We start from the raw sequence: 17,242 nt of genomic DNA, 5'->3' as shown, positions 1-17,242 counted from the left end.
GAAGTAAATCGAGGGACGGCCTCGTGGTCGCGTCGCAGGCGAGTCGAGCCGAACTAGGAGATCAGGGCCCGAGGCCGCCGTGAGTGCGGAACGGCGTCATGTGGGACGGCTGATCGAGGAACCAGAACCGCTCCCAGTCGTCGCCGCCTTGCCGGAGGTTCTCCGACTCGTTGAGAAGTTGTTCCACGCGCCTGGGCTTGTACGCTGCATATCGCGGCAGCGGCACCGGCGCACATCCCTCGAACAGCGCGAGGGAGGCGACCAGGATGGCCAAGGCCGCCAGAAGTTTTCGCATGTCGGGCTCCTCCCGCCTACGGTATCGCACGGATCAGTCGCGCCACGCAGTCCTTGCGTGGATCTGATCCGGGGGCTCGCCGCCGGGCCGTCCGGCCTCGGCTCGAGCCGAAAATCCCGCTCGCTCAGGGTCTCGGACGGCGACCGTTGGACCGCCCTGGCCTTGTCTGCCGATCCCGAGACCCCGCATCGGCTTCGACGTCCGCGCGGCCCTCGCGACGAGGGCTCTGGCGGGCGTGGGGTCCGACCGGGAGGCTCCCGCAGGGCTCAGTCTTTCGACGTACGCGCCTGGGGCTCGGAGACCGGCTCGACGGGTCCGTTGCCTTCTAGATCGGCATCGGAGCCTTCTTCCAATAGCGGAAGATCGTCGGGATTCATCTTTCGGACCAGCTCTTCCATTTCCTTGCCCGGCTTGAACGTGACGACGTTCTTGGACGGGACGTAGACCTTGTCGCCCGTCCGGGGGTTGCGAGCCTTGCGGGGAGCCCGTCGCTTGACCTCGAAAACGCCGAAATTCCGGAGTTCGATGCGGCCTTCGGCGACGAGGGTCTGGATGATCGCGTCCAGGGTCCTCTGGACGATGTCCTTGGTCTTGAGCTGCGTCAGTCCGATGTCTTCGGAGATTTTCTTCACGATCTCTTTTTTCGTCACGATGGCGATCTCCACGAAGGCGCGGGCGGCTCGCTGGGAGGCTGAGAACGTCTCAAATGTATTGGCCGCATAGATTAGTGTCAAGAAAAAACCCATCGACGGACGCCCGTCGCGGTCCTCAGGCGGGGCCTGCGGGGGCCTGGGAACCGGCTTCGCGCGGGTCGATCGCGTCGTCGCCGCCGGCGAGGTCGCTCGGCGGCGCGAACTCGCCCCGCTCGACGGCCGAGTGCAGATGACGATGGAGCGGGGCGTAGCTCCAGGGCCAGCCCCGGGCGTCGACGAGTTCCTTGAGACGCGACAGGAAGCGTTCCGTGAGGATCGGGGCCTGGTCTTCGAAGGCCGGGTCGCAGAAATAGACGCGGCAGCCCAGGGGCCGGGCCTCCCTGGCGGTGCAGCGGCCCCGATCGTCCTGCCAGGGGCAGGTCCGGCCGGCGTCGAGAGGGCGCGCCGCCGCGGGGGCGTCGGCGACGAGCACGGCGGCCTCGGGGGCCGACAGGAAGAGGGTGTGGCCGTACTCCTCGAACCGGCAGCAACGGCCGCTGAGCCGGCAGACCGGCGCCAGCTCGGCGACGGCCGCGTCGAGCTCGCGGTAGAGGATCGCGAGCGGCCCTCGGGCCTCGTCCGCGAGGGCCGCGCCCGAGCTCGGGTCGGATCCGGGCGTCATTCGCGGACCATGCCGATCGACGTGATGATCTCGTCGGCCGAATAGCGACGCCCCTTGCCCGAGCCGGGGCAGATCTCGGTGACGGCCTCCCAGTCCTCGGGGGTCTCGACGTTCTCAGGCCAGAAGGGCCAGGTGCGGCACTGGACGGGCCGGGCCTCGTAGACCGTGCAGCCGGCCTCGCGATCCCAGAAGATGCAGTCGCCCCCCGGACGTTCGATGAGGCTGTAGCGCCGGCCGACCTTGCGGACGAACCGCAGCGAGAACTCGTCGGGCGTCTCGCCGCGAAGTCGGGCGAGGTCCGCCACCTCATCGGCCGTCACCCAGACGTAGCCGGGCGCGCCGGTGCAGCAGGCGCCGCAGCGCGTGCACGTGAACGACAGGCCGTCCTTGTACCACGGCTCGTCGGCTCGACCACCGCTCATGATTGATCCGATATCCTTGATGGGTTGCCGTCCCGAAGCGTCCTCCGAACAGTTTAGCAACCGCCCCCGACGCGGGCAATTCCGGCGTTTCCAAGGGTATGAAAAGCCAGGGGTTGTGATAAGCTGGACGACCCGGCTCGGGGCCGCCCGGGAGCCCCGAGAGGTTTCGGACAGGACGGAGGACGCGACGTGTTCACATCCACCAGCCCCATCGAGCGGGTCGTCGTGACGCGGATTCAGATCCCGATGAAATCCTCGTGGCCCGAGGCGACGGGCGGGGCCGGCGTCAAGGAGTCCGTCCTGGTCTCGATCGAGACCGCCCTCGGCGTCGCCCACGGCGAAAGCTCGCCCCCGCCGGCCGGGGTCGGCCCCTCCCTCGACGCCGTCTGGGAAGAGCTGACGGGGACGATCGCGCCGAAGCTCCTGGGACTCTCCGTCGACTGCACCGAGCGGATCGGCGAGGCCGCCGCCTCCTGGAGGACCAGCCCGACGGCCACGGCCGGCGCGGAGACGGCCCTCTGGGATCTTCTTGGGCAGGAGCATCGCGTCACGGTCGCCCAGCTCCTGGGGGCGGACGAGACGCAGATCCGCATGGGGGTCGAATCCGGCCTCGCCCTGGGGCTCTACCCCTCGGTCGTCGAGCTGCTGGAGGCGATCGAGGCCCACATCGGCGAGGGCTACCGCCGCATCAAGATCCGGATCGCCCCCGGCCGCGACCTGGAATTCGTCCGGGCCATCCGCCAGCATTTCCTGGACGTCGAGCTGATGGTCGACGGCGGCGGCGAGTACTCGGCGGCCGACGCCGACCTCTTCCGCGAGCTGGACGACCTGGACCTGCTGATGATCGAGCAGCCGTTCGCCCCCGGCGACCTCGCCGCCCTGGCCGAGTTGCAGAAGGACCTCGTGACGCCGATCTGCATCGACGAGACGGCCGACTCCCACGACCGGACCGCCGAAGCCATCCGCCGCGGCTCGTGCCGGATCGTGAACCTCAAGATCCAGCGCATCGGGGGCCTCGGCGCGGCGAGGGCCATGCACGACCTCTGCTTCCAGCACGGCGTCGCCTGCTGGGTGGGCTCGACGCCCGAGTTCGGGCTGGGCCAGGCCTACGGCGTCCACCTCGGCACGCTCGCCAACTGCAAGTATCCCAGCGACATCGAGCCGAGCGCCCGCTGGTTCGTCGACGACTTCGTGGCCCCGGCGTTCGAAATGTCGTCCCCGGGCGTCTTCGCCGTCCCCAACCGGCCGGGCGTCGGCGTGCAGGTGGACCTCCAGAAGGTCCACCGCTACAAGGTCCGGCAGCAGGAATTCACGCGAACCGTCTCCGCCTGAACCGATCGGGAGCGAAACACCATGGCCCCCAACCGCCGCGAGTTCCTGGGCTGGACCGCCGCCGCCGCGCTATCCGCAGGCGCCGACGCGCCCGTCTCGTACGTCGACTCCCACGTCCACATCTGGGACCTGGACCGGCTCCGCCCCCCCTGGCTCGCGGGCGATCCTCAGCTCGACCACAATGCGCGATGGAGCGAGTATCAGAAGGCCTCGGCAGGCGTGAACGTCGTGAAGGCGGTGTACCTGGAGGTCGACGTCGCGCCGCACCAGCACGAGCAGGAGGCGCGGCTCGCGATCGAACTCTGCCGCGACCCGAGCAATGCCATCACCGGGGCGGTGATCGGCGGCCGGCCCGCCGCCGAGGACTTCGCCGCCTACATCGAGCCGCTGGCGAAGGATCCGGCCGTCAAGGGACTCCGGCAGGTCCTCCACGGCGCGACGCCGGCCGGCTACTGCCTCCAGCCGCGATTCGTGGACGGGATCCGGAAGCTCGGCTCGCTGGGGCTCAGCTTCGACCTCTGCATGCGGCACGCCGACCTGCCCGACGCGGCGAAGCTTGTCGAGACCGTCCCGGACACCGCGTTCATCCTCGACCATTGCGGCAACCCGCCGCTCTTCGGCGACCTGACCGCATGGAAGCGCGACGTCGACCGGATCGCCGCGCGGCCCAACGTCGTCGGTAAGGTTTCGGGGATCATTGCGTCCGTGAAGGGTCGGACGTGGCATTCCGACGACCTCGCGCCGGTGATCCGCCACATGCTGGAGGCGTTCGGCCCCGACCGCGTCCTGTTCGGCGGCGATTGGCCGGTCTGCACCCTAGGCGCGCCGCTCCAGACCTGGATCACGACCCTGGCCCAGGTCGTGAAGCACATCCCCGCCGAGAATCGGCGGAAGCTCTACCACGACAACGCGATCCGCGTCTACCGCCTGACCTGAGCGTAGGGCTCAGCCGCCGATCGAGTACATCGGCCGGTCGGGCTGGATGAAGCGCGCGGTGTTGATCTCGTGCCCTTCCCACTTGGCCGCGACCGAGGCGGCGACCGCCCGCGCGACGGCCTCGTCGGGTGTGTCCGATCGCAGGAGGTCGCGAACGTCCGTCTCTTCCAGCGCGAAGAGGCAGTTCCGAATCTTGCCGTCCGAGGTCAGCCGCAGCCGGTTGCAGCTCATGCAGAAGGGCCGGCTGACCGAAGCGATGAGTCCGACGCGGCCGCCGCCGTCGAGGTAGTCGTAGTCGAGCGCCGGGGCGCGCGGGTCCTGGTCGGGCGTGGGGGCGAGCGGGCCGATCTCCCGCGTCAGGACGTCGAGGATCTCGGCCGCGAACACGACCTTCTCGCGTTCCCAGAGGTGGCCGGCGTCCAGCGGCATGTATTCGATGAAGCGGACTTCGAGCCCGTGCTCGCGGGCGAACCGGCCCAGCGGGGCGATGTCCTCCTCGTTGAAGCCGCGGATGATCACGGCGTTCAACTTCACCGGGTCGAAGCCCTCGCGCTTGGCCGCGAGCACGCCCTCGATCGCGTCTTCGAGCCCCGGCCGGCGCGAGAGTCGCTCGAATCGCCCGGGATCGAGCGTGTCCAGGCTCACGTTGATCCGCTCCAGCCCGGCGTCGCGGAGCCGACGGGCCATCGGGGCGAGCAGCATGCCGTTCGTCGTCATCCCCACGTCGGCGACGCCGTCGATCGCCTTGATCATCCGGACCAGGACGTCGAGGTCCTTGCGGAGCAAGGGCTCGCCCCCGGTGAGGCGGATCTTGTCGATCCCCAGCGGGGCGACGATCGCCACGAAGCGGGCGATCTCCTCATAACTGAGGAGTCGCTCGCGGGGCATGAACTCGACCTTCTCCGGCATGCAGTACACGCAGCGGATGTTGCAGCGATCGGTGACGCTGATGCGCAGGTTGTTGTGGACGCGCCCGAAGGAATCCACCAGGCGAGGCTTCGGGGTCATGTGCGTGCGCGTCTCGGTGAGGTTGCGAAGCGGCATGTCCAAATTGTAGCGGCGGGACGAGCCGCGGACAGGCCCGACTCCGACTCAATTCAGCCCGGGGTGGATCCATTCCTCCTCGCCGTCGGCCCAGTTTTCGCGCTTCCAGATCGGGACGACCTCCTTGAGCGTGTCGATCAGCCAGCGGCAGGCTTCGAACGAGTCGCCGCGATGGGGGCAGCACACGGCGACGACGACGCTGACGTCCCCCAGCTCAAGCCGGCCCACCCGGTGCGCCAGGACGACCTCGATCAAGGGCCAGCGGCGGCGGGCCTCGGCCTCCAGCTCGGCGAGCTTCTTGCCGGCCATCTCGGGATACGCCTCGTATTCCAGCGCCACCGTGCGGCGCTCGCCGGTCATTTCGCGGACCGTGCCCAGGAACGTGCAGACCGCCCCCGCGTTCGCGTGCCGGACGCGCTCGGTCAGCGCCGCGTGGTCCAGCGGCGATTCGGTGATCTCGATCATGAGGGGCCCTCGAAGCGGGAAATCTCAGCGACCGCCGCCGCTGACGGGCGGGATCAGGGCCAGCGTGGCGTCGGCGGGGATGATCGTCGCGTCGTCGGCGTACTCGTCGTCGACGGCGATCCGCACGCGGTCGACGATCTCGGCCAGGGCCGGATATTGAGCGGCGAGGGCGATTCGTAGGTCGCGGACCGTCGCGGGCTCCGCCAGCGCGACGACGACCTCGGAGCCCCGCGCCCGCTCGCGCGCAATGGCGAATAGACGGACCTTCCGCCCGGCCCCCGCCGTTTCCAGCCGACGGAGATCCTCGGGCGTATCCAGGTCGACGACGACCGCGTCGGTTTCGAAGGCGACCTCGTCGACCAGCCCCGAATGCTCGGCGATCAGGGCGTTGACGCCGACGTCCGCCGGCAAGTCGGCGATCAACTCCACCAGCCTCCAGGGGAGGAGGATGGGATGGCCTCGCCGCCCCCGGAAGGTCGGCGCGACGATCCGATCGGGACGCCGGCCCCACGCATCAATGAGCGTCTCGACGACGAGGGCGTCGAGCCTGGGGCTGTCGGCCGGCATGAGCAAGACGCCCGGGGGGGCCTCGGACCGTTTCAGCTCGGCCACGGCCAGCTCGATCGAGTCCCGCATGGCGGCCGGCCGGGCTTCGGGGATCACGACGACCGCGCCGGCGGCCGTCGCGGCGTCGATGATCGGCGGCCCCTCCGGCGTATCGGCGGGGGGCGATACGACGATCACGGGGCCCGCCCCGCCCTCGAGGAGGCTCGTCACCACCCGCGAGATCAGGGGACGGCCGTCGAAAGCGATCAGCAGCTTGGGACGCCCCATCCTTCGGCTCGCGCCGGCGGCCGGGACGATGGCGGGGATGCCGGTCGGACTCATCGCGATCGGGCTCCCAGGCTCGGGACGGCGGCCTTCGGGCCGAGGTTGCGGCGGGCGATCAGCTCGGCCACGATGCTGACGGCGATCTCGGGGACCGTCCGCGAGCCGATGTCGAGCCCCACCGGCGCGTTGACCCGGGCGAGAGCCTCGTCCGACACGCCCTGCTCGCGGAGCGACTCGAAGATCAGCCGGATCTTGCGCTTGCTGCCGATGAGGCCGACGTACGCCGCGGCAGTCGGGGCGGCGTGCTGGAGGGCCTCCTGGTCGTGCCCGTGGCCTCGCGTGACGATCAGGATGTAGGTCTGCGGCGTGACGTCGAGCGCGTCGAGGGTCTCGGCGATGGGGCCGACGAGCGTCCGCTGGGCGGCGGGGAAGCGTTCGACGTTGGCGAACCGGGCCCGGTCGTCGACGACCCAGACGTCGAAGTCGGTCTCGGCCGCGAGGGCCGCGACGGCCTGGCCCACGTGCCCGGCGCCCACGATCACCAGCCGGATGCGCGGCAGCGAGGGGAGCCAGGCGATCCCCTGCTCCACGCGAGCCCGGGGCCGTTCCGCGAGCGGCGCGGGGCGGGTTCCAAGCCCCCGTTCGCCCGCGAGGAGGTTCCCCTCGTGGTCGAACAAGGCGCGACGACCGACGGCCGAGTCGGGGACCCTCCCCGGATCGACCACGACCGCCTCCGTGAAGCCCTCGCCCCGGTCGAGGGCCCCGTCGAGGGCTTGGAAGTAGGCGAGCGGGCCCTCGCCGGCCAGGGCTTCCGTGACGATCGACATCTTTCCGCCGCAGATCAGGCCGTCGGCCCAGGCGTCGTCGTGGTCGAGGACGTACGACTCGATGCGGGCGCCGGGCCGATCGAGCTGGCGGATCGCCAATTGCTTGACCTCGTTCTCGACGCAGCCGCCCCCGAGGGTACCGACCTGGCCGCCGTCGGTCTCGACGACCATGACGGCGCCGGCCTTCTGCGGGGTCGACCCGCGGGTCTCGACGACCTGGCAGAAGAGGGCCTGCCGCCCCCCCTCCAGCGTCCCGATCACATGCTTCACCACGTCCCGCATCGTCGAGCGTCCCTCCGGGCGTCGCCTGCTGCGAGGGATCGCCACGCCGGACTCGCCTCAGGGGCGAGTCTTGCCCTCGTTCTTCGGACTCGTATCGTCTGCCGGCTTCGCTGCGGCGTCGGGGGCGTGGGCGGGCCGCGCCGTCGCCTTTTTGGGGCGGATCTTCAACAGGGCCTTCGCCCACGCGCCGATTTTCTCGGACTCCTCCGACGGGCCGAGGCGGAATCCCATCTTCTTGGCCCGGCCCACGTCTTCCAGGGCCTTGAGCACGCCGGGTTTGGATCGGGCCTGATCGTAGCGGTCGGCGAGGGCCTCATGGGCCGTGACGACGTCCTTCACCGCCCGTTCGGCCTGCTCGAACGCCTGACGCGCGCCGAGGGCGGCGAGGTCCTTCTGCTTCGGCGTGAGCTTCTGCCTGGTCGCCTGCTTGATCTGGGCTCGGACCTGGTTGAGGGCCGCCTCTTCCCGGCGGATCATGGCGTTCGTCTGGTTCCGAGAATAGTTGCCGCCTCGACGACCGCTCCCGTAATTCGTCCCGGAGGCGCCCGCCCGCATGGAACCGATCTCTTCCCGCAGCGCCATCTCGTCGGACTGCAGCGCGGCCACCCCTTGCTCCATCATCTCGCCGTCCTGAACCTTCGCCTGGGCCGCGCGGGCCTGCTCGACGGCGGCCCTGGCGTCGCGGTACTTCTCGTGCAACGCCTTCTCGTCGGCGGCGTAGACGTATCGCGCCTTCTCGGCGGTCAGGCCGAGGTCGGTCAGCACGGCGGCCGACGGCTTCGCGTCGTCGGCCTGCCCCATCAGGGCCGCGGCGACGACCACCCCGAAGCCCAGCGCCGGATGGAAGAGCCAGGAGATCGCGATCGGCATGAGTGCGGCCTCCAGATGCGGGCCCGTCTAAACCTACAAATTCGATTATACCCCCGACCCCGCCCGCGCGGGGAAGTCCGACCCGTCGAGGACTGGAGATTCCCCCCGTCCCGGGTCGCGGGTGGCGTCTTGCATTCGCGATGGCGTCAACCGATCATCGACGCCGACGAATCGCGACGGGCGTCGATTCGCAGCGTCCTGCGGACCTCCCTCGGAGATCGAACGATGCCCCTGTCGGTGACGTGCTCGCAATGCGGCAAGACCTACACGCTCAAGGACGAGTTCGCCGGCAAGAAGATCCGCTGCCCCCAGTGCGACAACGTCCAGGTCGTGCCGATCGAGGAAGTCATCTACGTCTCGGCGGAGCCCGTCGACGAGGAAGGGGGCGAGCGGGTCGCCCTCCATCCCTCCTTCCAGCGCGACAAGTTTTTGATGCGTCAGAAGATGATGGCGATATCGGCCAAGTACGTCGTCAGCGACGAGGCCAAGCGGCCGATCCTTTACATCGAGCGTCCCGCCCACCTTATGAGGCAGATCGGCGCGGCCTTCGGGGCGGTGGCCGTGTTTTTCCTGCTGGCGATCCTGACGGTGGCGGTCGCGGCCGGGCTTCGCGAGGCCACGGGCCTCGACTGGGTCGCCGGGGTGGCCGCGATCCTGGGGGGGCTGGCGACCCTGGTCCTGACCATCGTCGCCGCCGTCCGATTCTCGCCCAAGCGGCACATCCATTTCTACGCCGACGAGACGAAGCAGGAGCCCCTGCTCGACGTCCTCCAGGATCGCAAATTCGAGGTCTTCTCGACCACCTTCACCGTGCAGCGTCCCGACACGAAGGTCCTGGCGCGGATCCGGAAGAACCAGCTCACGAACATCCTCCGCAAGAAGTGGGTCGTGTCCGACGCCGAGGGTCGCCCCCTCTTCATCGCCCGCGAGGATTCGCTGATCCTGTCGCTAATCCGGCGGCTCATCCCGGCCCTCCAGTTCATGCGGACGAACTTCATCTTCGTGATGAAGACGCCGGACGGGAACGAGCAGGTTCGCGGCGAGTTCAACCGCAAGTTCACGATCGTCGACAGCTACGTCCTGGACCTCGCGCGGGACCGACCGCCGCTGATCGACCGCCGGATCGGGATCGCCCTCGGCGTCTTGCTGGACACCGGCGAGCGGCGCTGAGCCGCGCGGTTGGGAGGACCGACGATGACGCCCGACGACGACGCCCCCGAATGGGGCCCGAATTCGCCGCCCGCCCCGACCGATTCGGCCGAGGTCGAGACGACCCCGCTCACATCAAGCCTGGACGACGACGACGTCCTCACGATCAGCGACGACATGATCCACCGTGAGCGGATCGACCTCGAAGCGGGGATGAACGCCTTTCCGCCGGCCACGATCCTGATCATCCTGGCCTGCATCGCCGTCTTCGGCCGCCAATTGCAGATCGGCAGCCTGGACAGCGTCCAGCGACTCGTCGAAACCGGGGCGATGCAGCGCGAGGCCGTGCTGGACGGCGAGTTCTGGCGGCTCATCTCCGCCGCTTTCATGCACGCGAGTCCGGATCACCTGATCGGCAACATGCTGATGCTGTTCATCCTGGGCATGGCCTGCGAGCACGCCTTCGGCTGGCGATCGTTCCTGTTCCTCTACACGGCCTGCTGCGCGACCGGCTTTTCGCTCGCCATGACCACGCCGCTGCCGACCGTCGGCGCCTCCGGGGCCATCTTCGGGCTGGGCGGGGCGGTGATCGGCCTGGCGCTCGCGCATCGCAGCAAGATCGAGGTGCGCGACCACCGCGTCGGGATCGCCCTGGCGATCTGGTCGATCTACACGCTCGGGCTCGGGCTCCTCAGCCCGATGGTCTCCAACTCCTGCCATTTGGGGGGACTCCTCGGCGGCCTCGCGCTGGGGGCCGTGCTGCCGCCGGCCGTCCTCGTCGATCGTCGCGAGCAGGCTCGTTCCACGTCGAGCCGGGTCCAGATGACCGCAGCCCTGGCGGTCCTCCTATCGACCTCGTTCTCCTTCCTGCCCAGACTGCATTGACTCCCGCCGAAGCCGCCCCCACGGAGCCGACCTCCCGATGAAACGCTTCGACCTCGCCGCATCCACGGCGCTCCTCTTCCTCGCCGCCTTCGTCTTCCTTCCTCCCGCGGCGGCTGACGAGCCTCCGAAGGAGAAGGTGTTCGTCGGCTACCTCGCGGGCTCGCCCCGGAAGCCGAATTACGGGCTGTACACGCACCTCTGCCACGCCTTCCTCACGGCCGACGGCGACGGCAAGCTCCGGCCCGGCCGCGCGGTGCCCAGCCGCGAGCTGACGACCGACGCCCACGCGGCGGGCGTGAAAGTGCTGGTCTCGCTCGGCGGCTGGGGCTGGGACGAGAAATTCCGGGAGATCGTCTCGAAGCCCGAGTCGGAGGCCCGCTACGTCGACGCGGTCGTGAAGCTGGTCGACGAGTTCGACTACGACGGCATCGACCTGGACTGGGAATACCCGGACGCGAAGGACGAGATCCCCGGCTTCGAGCGACTCGTCCGCACCTTCCGCAAACGGCTCGACGCGATCGGCCGGGCGAAGGGTCGGAGGATGCTCGTGACGATGGCGGTCTCGTCGAACTACGAGACGATCGACTGGCTGGACACGGCGTTCCTGGTCGAGACGATGGACTGGATCAACGTCATGACCTACGACTACGCCGGCGCCTGGTCGTCGCGCGCCGGCCACAACGCCCCCCTGTTCGGCTCGTCGAAGGAAGGCCCGCGGGCCCGCTCGACCGAGGGGACGATGCTCTACCTCCTGGAGAAGCGCAAGGTCCCGGCCGACCGCCTGGCCGTAGGCCTGCCGCTCTACGGCCGCGGCTTCGCGGTCCCCGAGCCCTACGCCGCCGCCAAGGGGGCCCCCGGCAAGCCGTTCGAGCTGAGCTTCAAGGAGATCGGCAATCGCCTCAAGGACGGCTGGGGCCGCAGCCTGGACGACGAGACCAAGGTCCCCTGGCTGACCTCGCCCGATCGGACGAAGGTGCTCGGCTACGACGACGCCGATTCGATCCGGCTCAAGACCGAATGGGCGATGTCGAAGGGGTTCCGCGGCGTCTTCTTCTGGCAGGTCGACGGCGACCGCCTCGCCGACGGCTCCAACCCGCTCCAGAAGGCTGCCCACGAGGCCTGGGGGGCGGGCAAGTCGACGTCCAAAGCGAAGTGACCGCCGCAATCACTCGGACCGCAGCGCCTCGACCGGGTCGAGCAGCGCGGCCCGCCGCGCCGGGTAGACTCCGAAGACGACTCCGGTGAGGACGGCGATCAGGAACGCCAGGATCGGCGACCAGACGTTGACCACGACCGGGATGCCCGAGAACCGCGCCACCAGGGGCGGCGTCGCCAGTCCGAGCACCACGCCGATCAGCCCGCCCGAGCCCGACATCACGGTCGTCTCGATCAGGAATTGCTCGATGATGTCGCGCCGCTTGGCCCCCAGGGCCCTGCGGATGCCGATCTCGCGCGTCCGCTCGGAGACCGTGGCCAGCATGATGTTCATGATGCCGATGCCCCCGACCAGCAGCGAGATGCTGGCGATCGAGCCCAACACCAGGTTGAAGATGCGCTTCGTCGCCTGGGCCTTCTCCAGCAGCTCGAGAGGCACGGTGATCGTGAAGTCCTTCTTGGGATGGAACTGGGCGAGCATGCTCTCCAGGGCCTCGGCCGTCCGCTTGACGTCGTCCATCGCGGCCACGGAGACGGTGATCTGCGACAGTTCCAGCCGCTCGGCGCTGAAGGAGCCCTGCTTCTCGTTCATGAGGATCTCGCCGAAGCGGGCGCGATCTGTCGTGAGCGGGATGTAGACGTTCTTGTTGAAGTCCTGCGCCGCCAGGCTCGACCCCGCGCCGGCGGTGGGCGACTTTCGCGCGGCGACGCCGACGACGCGGTAGTAGTGCTGGTCGCCGATCCGGATGCTCTTGCCGACCGGCGAGCCGTAGGGGAAGAGCTTCTCGGCCACCTCGGCGCCGATCACGACGACGTTGGCGATGAAGAAGAGATCGGCGTCGCTGATGAACCGGCCGTCGGCCAGCGTCTGGTTCGTCAGCCCCAGGTAGGCCGGGCTGACGCCGACGAGTCGGCCCTCGATCTCGCGGTCGTAATGGCGGAGGCTCTGGGGGAACTCGCGGATGGCGGTCGCGCCGACGACCGTGGGCATCGTCTCGACGATCCGGTCGAAGTCGCGGTACGTCAGCCCGTAGTTGAAGATGAAGCTGTCGGCGTTCTGCTTCGAGGGATTCACGTCGTCGGCCGGCTTGGCGCTGCGGGCGATGATGTTGGTGGCCCCCAGCTCGGCGATCTGGCGCTGGGCCTCCTCGCTCGCCCCCTCGGCGATGGCCAGCATCGCGATGACGGACGAGACGCCGAAGATCAGGCCGAGGATCGTCAACAGCACCCGCAGCTTGTGGAGCGTCAGGTTCCGCAAGGCCGACTTGACCGAGTTGTAGAGCCTGTGCATTTTCACGGCCCCTTCGTCTCCGGGACCGGTGCGGCCGCCGGCTTCTTCGATGCGTCGCCGACCGCCCCTTCGCCGTCCTTGGCGTCGACGCTCTTGAAGTGGGCCGCGGCGCGGGTGTGGGCGTCGAGCGCGACCCGGTCGCCCTCCTTGATCCCTTCGAGGACCTGCACGAGCTTCTCGTTGTTGTCGCCGACCTTGACCTTCTGCATCCGCAAGCCGGGGCCGTCCTCGACGAAGGCGTAAAAGTCGCCCTTGTTCTCGGCGACGGCCTGCATGGGGACGACCAGCACGTCCTTCAGCTCGCCGACGAGGATCCGGGCCTCGGCCGTCATGCCCGGCTTGAGGTCCTGGCCGACCAGGTCGTCGATCACCACGATCGTCGTGTACTCCTTGACGCCGCCCGTACGCCAGGACTGGTTGGAGTCGGCGAGCTGCGAGACCGACTTGACCGTCCCCACGAAGACCACGTTGGGGAAGGCGTCGATCCGGACCTCGGCCTTCTGGCCGGCCTTGATCTTCTTGATGAGGGATTCGTGGATGTTCACCTTCACCTGCATTCGCGTCATGTCGGGGAGGCTGAAGATCTTCTGACGGGAATAAACGGAGGCGCCCTCGCGGACCTGGCTGCTGGGGTCCCAGTAGCGGTCGTTGCTGTAGGCGACGATCCCGTCCTGCTCGGCCTTGATGACGGTCTTGTCCATCTGGCCGGTGTAGGTCTTGAGCTGCTGGTCCTCGATCGAGGCGGTGGCGCGGGCGGCCTCGAACTCGCTGGAGGCCTTCGAGACCTGGGCCTTGGCCGTGGCCGAGGCCTGCCCGACCTTCTTCTGCGACTGGTCGACCTTCGACGAGAACTCGGTGGTCTTCCGCTTGTACTCGAACTTCTCCTTCACCTGCAGGAACTGCTCGGAGCTGGAGTAGTCGAGTTCCTTGGCGGCGAGCATCGAGGTCTGGATCCGGACGTCCTCGGGGGTCTTGAAGCCCTTCTTCATGAGGGCCTTGTACTGGTCGAGCTTGGCGGATTCGGCCTCGACGTCCTTCTTCTTGAGGCTCATCTCCCCCTTTTGCTTGGTGATCTCGGCGGGGTAGTCGCCCTGCTGGTACTTCTCCAGGTCGAGGCGGGCGAGGGTCAGCTCGACCTCGGCGGCGATGACGTCGCTCTCGCCCTTGTTGCGCTGGATCTCCATCTCCTGCTGGGTCGTCTCGATGCGGGCGACGGCCTGCTTGTACTTGATCTCCTGCTGCGAGATGTTCTTCTGGATCTCCGAGCCGTCGAACTTGACGACGACGTCCCCCTTCTTGACCTTCGTCCCCTCGGGGATCAGGTAGCTGATCTTGTTCTGGGCCCCGTCGAGCTCGCAGACGCCGTCGACCGTCACGCAGCTCTCGACGCTGCCGCGCTCGGAGACGGTGATGCTCAACGTCGCGCGCTTGGCCAGGCTGGAGAGGGGGCGTTCGCCGGCCCCCGGGCCGGCCCAGGGCGGGATCTTGACGAAGTAGCCGACGGCGGCGACGGCCCCCGCACCGAGCAGCAGGACGACGAGCCGCCAGGGGAACGCCGACCGCCTACCTCGGCGGGCCGAAGGGGCTGGGACCCGGGGGAGGTCCGGGGGGGCCGTCGGCGGGGGGGGCGACGTCGCTCTCGAGGTCGGCGTCGTCGAGCGGCCCGGCGCCGCTTCGGGGCTCGCCGGGGACCACCCGGTCGGCGGGCTTGACGTCGGAGATGATGACGTCGCGGTCGCGCTCGGCGGCCCCGAGGTCGGGGACCCCGGCGGGGATGGCGAGGCTGAAGGCTGGGGACTCGGCGGCGATCCGGAGGGCGGCGGGGAGGAGCTCGGGGTCGTTCTCATTGGTCCATATCCCGTTGGCGTCCACGTCCATCAGGTCGAAGTCGCGGTACAGGTTCATCCGCGCCGTCTCGTAGTTGATCCACGTTGCGATGAGCGTGTTGCGGGCGCTCAGCAGCGTCTGCAGGGCGCGCAGCAGGTTGAGCGTGACGGGCCGACCCTCCGTGTCGCCCTGGAGGGCGTACTCGGCCTCCTCCACCTGCCTCGACGTCGTGATGAGCTGCTCGCGGCCGATGTCGAACTGCTTGCGGCTCAGCAGAAGCTGACGCATGTCGAAGCGGATCTGCTGGACGATCTCGTCGCGGAGCTGCATGTAGGCGCGACGCGACCGCTGGAAGGTGATCTGCGACGCCCGGTACGCGTTGCGCTCGATCCGGCGGTTGATGGGGGCGTCGAAGGTGATCCCGACGCGGTGGGGCGAGGCCGACGAGTCGAATCGGAACCAGGTCGAATGGCCGGGGGCCGCCGCCAGGTTGGTCGAGTAGTTGAAGTTCAGGAAGCCCTGCAGCGAGTTCGCCTCGACCTCCTCGTTACGCCAGGCGTCGGTCACCTGGGCCAGCGTGTTTTTGAGGTCAAGGCGGTTCGAGAGGGCGATCTGGATCGCCTGATCGACGGTCAGCTCGACGGGCTTCAGCTCGATCAGGTAGACGCGCGCCTGCGTCTGGGCCACGAAGACCTCGGAGAGCCGCGAGCGCAGGGCCTTGTTCACCAGGTCGTCGCGGAGCGTCCGGAGCGATTCGGCCGTCGGCGCGAGGTCGATCCGGGCGACGAGCTTTCCGAGTCGCTCGCGATCGTCGTCGAGCGAGTCGCCGGTGGCCTGGAGCGTCTCGTCGATCTTCTTCGCCAGGTCCAGCTTGCGTGCGAGGAAGGCTTTCTTCTCCTCGGCGTCGGGACCCTTGAAGCCCTTCCCGCGCTCGGCGGCCAGGCGTTCCCGCCACCGGCCCAGCTCGTCGCGGGCCTCCTTCAACACTCCTTCCAGCTCGGCGAAGCCCGCGCCGACGCGACGGCCGGCCTCGGCCAGCAGCTCCTTGGGCGCGTCGTCGGCCTGGAGCAGCGACAGGAAGAGCGCCTGGTTCTCGGTCCGCAGCCGATCGAGCTTGGGGTCGTTGAGCTGGAAAGGGTCGAGCTCCGCGTCGTCCAGCCGGACGGCCATCTCCGGCGGCAGGCCGAGCTGGACCTTGAAGAGGTCGATCTGCGTCTGGAGCCCGGCCTCGGCCTGGAGCAGCGAGAGCTGCGACGACTGATATTCCTGGGCGATCTGGTCCCGCTCCAGGACCGACTTGAACCCGCCCGCCAGCTCGGCCTCGAACTGGGCCAGGTTCCGCTCCAGCGAGTCCAGATTCTCCTCCTGGTTGCGGATGCTCTGGAGCTGCGTCAGCAGGCCGAGGTAGCCGTTGCCGGCGATCAGGCCGACGTAGAACTCGCGGCGATAATGGGCGAAGCTGCGGACCGCGTACAGCACGCCGCGCTCCTGGAGCGACAGAGCCTGCGTGGCGATGCGAGCCCAGGCCCCGCGGAGCAGCGGCTGGGTGAAGTTGATCGCCAGGTTGGGGCCGGCGACGTTGAAGCCCTTCCCCGAGTACTCGAAGACGACCGTGTTGGCGAAATCGACCAGCAGCTGGGCCCCGCTCATGAACTGGCGCGTGAACCCGGTGTCGGTCGAGAGCTGGAGCTGGTTACTGTCGTTGCGCGTATTGCCGAAATGCTGGAAGAACAGGCCGTTGCGGCTGAAGCCCTGGATCATGAACTGGAACTGCGCGAGCGTCAGGCTGAGCGCCGAGAGGTACAGGTCTTCATAGTTGAACTGATACTCGCGGCTGTTGACGACGGCCTCGCGCATGATCGAGTCGCGGCTCAGCAGCAGGCGGCCGTCGGAGCCGGCCGGGACGTTGCGCTGCCAGTCGAGGAACTCGACGGGCTCGGTCCCGCGCTTCTTCCAGCCGTGGAACTCGAACGGGAAGGCCGACGAGACCTGGAACGGCCGCGCCGCGGGCTCGTCGGGCGGGATCGGCTCGTGGTTGGGGTCCTTCGGGTCGGCCATCCGCGAGGTCGGGTCGGCCTCGACCTTCCGCTTGGGGAGGTTCCAGCGCCAGTCCATCAGCCGGTTGTTCAAGATCCGATAGACGTCGCGGTCGGCGAAATCCCGGTAGTACGACCGCGTGCAGCCCGCCGCGCCGGCGGCGGCCACGAGCCCCCAAAGCAAGACGCGACGCGTCCGCGAGCCCGGGGATCGGGCCCGACCGCGATCGATCTCGCGTCCCAACTCTTTCATCCGCCCGTGGCCCCGGCGATCGACTCAT

General features: G+C 68.7%; 17 protein-coding genes. 5 read left to right on the top strand and 12 right to left on the bottom strand.

All coding sequences use genetic code 11. From position 1 onward, the window contains the following. Positions 1-61: 61 nt before the first annotated feature. From PZE19_RS03915 to PZE19_RS03900, 4 genes are all read right to left on the bottom strand, one after another. Positions 62-295, bottom strand: coding sequence for a hypothetical protein (locus PZE19_RS03915; RefSeq protein WP_277859262.1), 234 nt, complete (start codon positions 293-295; stop codon positions 62-64). Between the two features lie 266 nt (positions 296-561). Beyond that, complete coding sequence (locus PZE19_RS03910; protein WP_368411273.1) at positions 562-945, bottom strand: HU family DNA-binding protein; 384 nt, start codon at positions 943-945, stop codon at positions 562-564. A 118-nt stretch (positions 946-1,063) separates the two neighbouring features. Beyond that, a complete protein-coding gene (locus PZE19_RS03905) occupies positions 1,064-1,609 on the bottom strand; it encodes a hypothetical protein (RefSeq protein ID WP_277859260.1) in 546 nt (181 codons plus the stop codon). Next, positions 1,606-2,031 (bottom strand): YkgJ family cysteine cluster protein, encoded by a 426-nt coding sequence (locus tag PZE19_RS03900; protein ID WP_277859259.1) that lies wholly within the window; start codon positions 2,029-2,031, stop codon positions 1,606-1,608. The genes PZE19_RS03905 and PZE19_RS03900 overlap by 4 nt, the downstream gene beginning before the upstream one ends. Positions 2,032-2,220: 189 nt before the next feature. Between PZE19_RS03900 and menC the strand changes: the two genes are divergently transcribed. Beyond that, positions 2,221-3,363 (top strand): o-succinylbenzoate synthase, encoded by a 1,143-nt coding sequence (gene menC, locus PZE19_RS03895; RefSeq protein ID WP_277859258.1) that lies wholly within the window; start codon positions 2,221-2,223, stop codon positions 3,361-3,363. 21 nt (positions 3,364-3,384) lie between these two features. Further along, complete coding sequence (locus PZE19_RS03890; RefSeq protein WP_277859257.1) at positions 3,385-4,299, top strand: amidohydrolase family protein; 915 nt, start codon at positions 3,385-3,387, stop codon at positions 4,297-4,299. A 9-nt stretch (positions 4,300-4,308) separates the two neighbouring features. Here PZE19_RS03890 and moaA read toward each other — a convergent pair whose 3' ends face one another. The 5 genes from moaA to PZE19_RS03865 are packed head-to-tail and all read right to left on the bottom strand — an operon-like array spanning position 4,309 to position 8,618. Continuing rightward, a complete protein-coding gene (gene moaA / locus PZE19_RS03885) occupies positions 4,309-5,343 on the bottom strand; it encodes a GTP 3',8-cyclase MoaA (protein WP_277859256.1) in 1,035 nt (344 codons plus the stop codon). Between the two features lie 48 nt (positions 5,344-5,391). Next, positions 5,392-5,808, bottom strand: coding sequence for a molybdenum cofactor biosynthesis protein MoaE (locus PZE19_RS03880; protein WP_277859255.1), 417 nt, complete (start codon positions 5,806-5,808; stop codon positions 5,392-5,394). Between the two features lie 24 nt (positions 5,809-5,832). After that, positions 5,833-6,696 (bottom strand): NTP transferase domain-containing protein, encoded by an 864-nt coding sequence (locus PZE19_RS03875; protein ID WP_277859254.1) that lies wholly within the window; start codon positions 6,694-6,696, stop codon positions 5,833-5,835. Further along, on the bottom strand, positions 6,693-7,748 hold the full coding sequence (locus tag PZE19_RS03870; protein ID WP_277859253.1) for an XdhC family protein: 1,056 nt from the start codon (positions 7,746-7,748) through the stop codon (positions 6,693-6,695). The genes PZE19_RS03875 and PZE19_RS03870 overlap by 4 nt, the downstream gene beginning before the upstream one ends. Positions 7,749-7,805: 57 nt before the next feature. Further along, entirely contained in the window at positions 7,806-8,618 is an 813-nt protein-coding gene (locus PZE19_RS03865) for a hypothetical protein (protein ID WP_277859252.1), read from the bottom strand. A 225-nt stretch (positions 8,619-8,843) separates the two neighbouring features. On the opposite strand from PZE19_RS03865, the gene PZE19_RS03860 reads away from it, so the two are divergent. Genes PZE19_RS03860 through PZE19_RS03850 form a run of 3 tightly spaced genes read left to right on the top strand, consistent with a single transcriptional unit; the run spans position 8,844 to position 11,808 of the window. Further along, positions 8,844-9,788: a zinc ribbon domain-containing protein gene (locus PZE19_RS03860; RefSeq protein ID WP_277859251.1), complete on the top strand. Its 945-nt coding sequence runs from the start codon at positions 8,844-8,846 to the stop codon at positions 9,786-9,788. Positions 9,789-9,812: 24 nt separating this feature from the next. Next, entirely contained in the window at positions 9,813-10,652 is an 840-nt protein-coding gene (locus tag PZE19_RS03855; RefSeq protein WP_277859250.1) for a rhomboid family intramembrane serine protease, read from the top strand. Between the two features lie 37 nt (positions 10,653-10,689). Beyond that, entirely contained in the window at positions 10,690-11,808 is a 1,119-nt protein-coding gene (locus tag PZE19_RS03850; RefSeq protein ID WP_277859249.1) for a glycoside hydrolase family 18 protein, read from the top strand. A gap of 9 nt (positions 11,809-11,817) precedes the next feature. Here PZE19_RS03850 and PZE19_RS03845 read toward each other — a convergent pair whose 3' ends face one another. The 3 genes from PZE19_RS03845 to PZE19_RS03835 form a co-directional block, all read right to left on the bottom strand. After that, complete coding sequence (locus tag PZE19_RS03845; RefSeq protein WP_277860342.1) at positions 11,818-13,098, bottom strand: ABC transporter permease; 1,281 nt, start codon at positions 13,096-13,098, stop codon at positions 11,818-11,820. Positions 13,099-13,100: 2 nt separating this feature from the next. Beyond that, positions 13,101-14,516, bottom strand: a complete 1,416-nt coding sequence (locus PZE19_RS03840; RefSeq protein ID WP_277859248.1) for an efflux RND transporter periplasmic adaptor subunit — start codon at positions 14,514-14,516, stop codon at positions 13,101-13,103. Positions 14,517-14,661: 145 nt separating this feature from the next. Continuing rightward, the gene (locus PZE19_RS03835; protein ID WP_277859247.1) at positions 14,662-17,214 is read right to left on the bottom strand and encodes a TolC family protein; all 2,553 of its coding nucleotides are present in this window, start codon (positions 17,212-17,214) and stop codon (positions 14,662-14,664) included. Positions 17,215-17,242: the final 28 nt, after the last annotated feature.

It is taken from the genome of Paludisphaera mucosa, assembly GCF_029589435.1.
GTDB lineage: Bacteria > Planctomycetota > Planctomycetia > Isosphaerales > Isosphaeraceae > Paludisphaera > Paludisphaera mucosa.
The sequence above is the reverse complement of the archived record's forward strand: the minus strand, read 5'-3'. Positions and strand labels throughout refer to the sequence as shown.

What these genes read in the sequence shown, in the direction of transcription:
- PZE19_RS03880 (WP_277859255.1), bottom strand. Translation starts at nt 5,808, where the DNA reads ATGATCGAGATCACCGAATCGCCGCTGGACCACGCGGCGCTGACCGAG.
- PZE19_RS03905 (WP_277859260.1), bottom strand. Translation starts at nt 1,609, where the DNA reads ATGACGCCCGGATCCGACCCGAGCTCGGGCGCGGCCCTCGCGGACGAG.
- PZE19_RS03870 (WP_277859253.1), bottom strand. Translation starts at nt 7,748, where the DNA reads ATGCGGGACGTGGTGAAGCATGTGATCGGGACGCTGGAGGGGGGGCGG.
- PZE19_RS03915 (WP_277859262.1), bottom strand. Translation starts at nt 295, where the DNA reads ATGCGAAAACTTCTGGCGGCCTTGGCCATCCTGGTCGCCTCCCTCGCG.
- PZE19_RS03855 (WP_277859250.1), top strand. Translation starts at nt 9,813, where the DNA reads ATGACGCCCGACGACGACGCCCCCGAATGGGGCCCGAATTCGCCGCCC.
- PZE19_RS03900 (WP_277859259.1), bottom strand. Translation starts at nt 2,031, where the DNA reads ATGAGCGGTGGTCGAGCCGACGAGCCGTGGTACAAGGACGGCCTGTCG.
- PZE19_RS03850 (WP_277859249.1), top strand. Translation starts at nt 10,690, where the DNA reads ATGAAACGCTTCGACCTCGCCGCATCCACGGCGCTCCTCTTCCTCGCC.
- moaA (WP_277859256.1), bottom strand. Translation starts at nt 5,343, where the DNA reads ATGCCGCTTCGCAACCTCACCGAGACGCGCACGCACATGACCCCGAAG.
- PZE19_RS03860 (WP_277859251.1), top strand. Translation starts at nt 8,844, where the DNA reads ATGCCCCTGTCGGTGACGTGCTCGCAATGCGGCAAGACCTACACGCTC.
- PZE19_RS03890 (WP_277859257.1), top strand. Translation starts at nt 3,385, where the DNA reads ATGGCCCCCAACCGCCGCGAGTTCCTGGGCTGGACCGCCGCCGCCGCG.
- PZE19_RS03835 (WP_277859247.1), bottom strand. Translation starts at nt 17,214, where the DNA reads ATGAAAGAGTTGGGACGCGAGATCGATCGCGGTCGGGCCCGATCCCCG.
- PZE19_RS03875 (WP_277859254.1), bottom strand. Translation starts at nt 6,696, where the DNA reads ATGAGTCCGACCGGCATCCCCGCCATCGTCCCGGCCGCCGGCGCGAGC.
- PZE19_RS03845 (WP_277860342.1), bottom strand. Translation starts at nt 13,098, where the DNA reads ATGCACAGGCTCTACAACTCGGTCAAGTCGGCCTTGCGGAACCTGACG.
- PZE19_RS03865 (WP_277859252.1), bottom strand. Translation starts at nt 8,618, where the DNA reads ATGCCGATCGCGATCTCCTGGCTCTTCCATCCGGCGCTGGGCTTCGGG.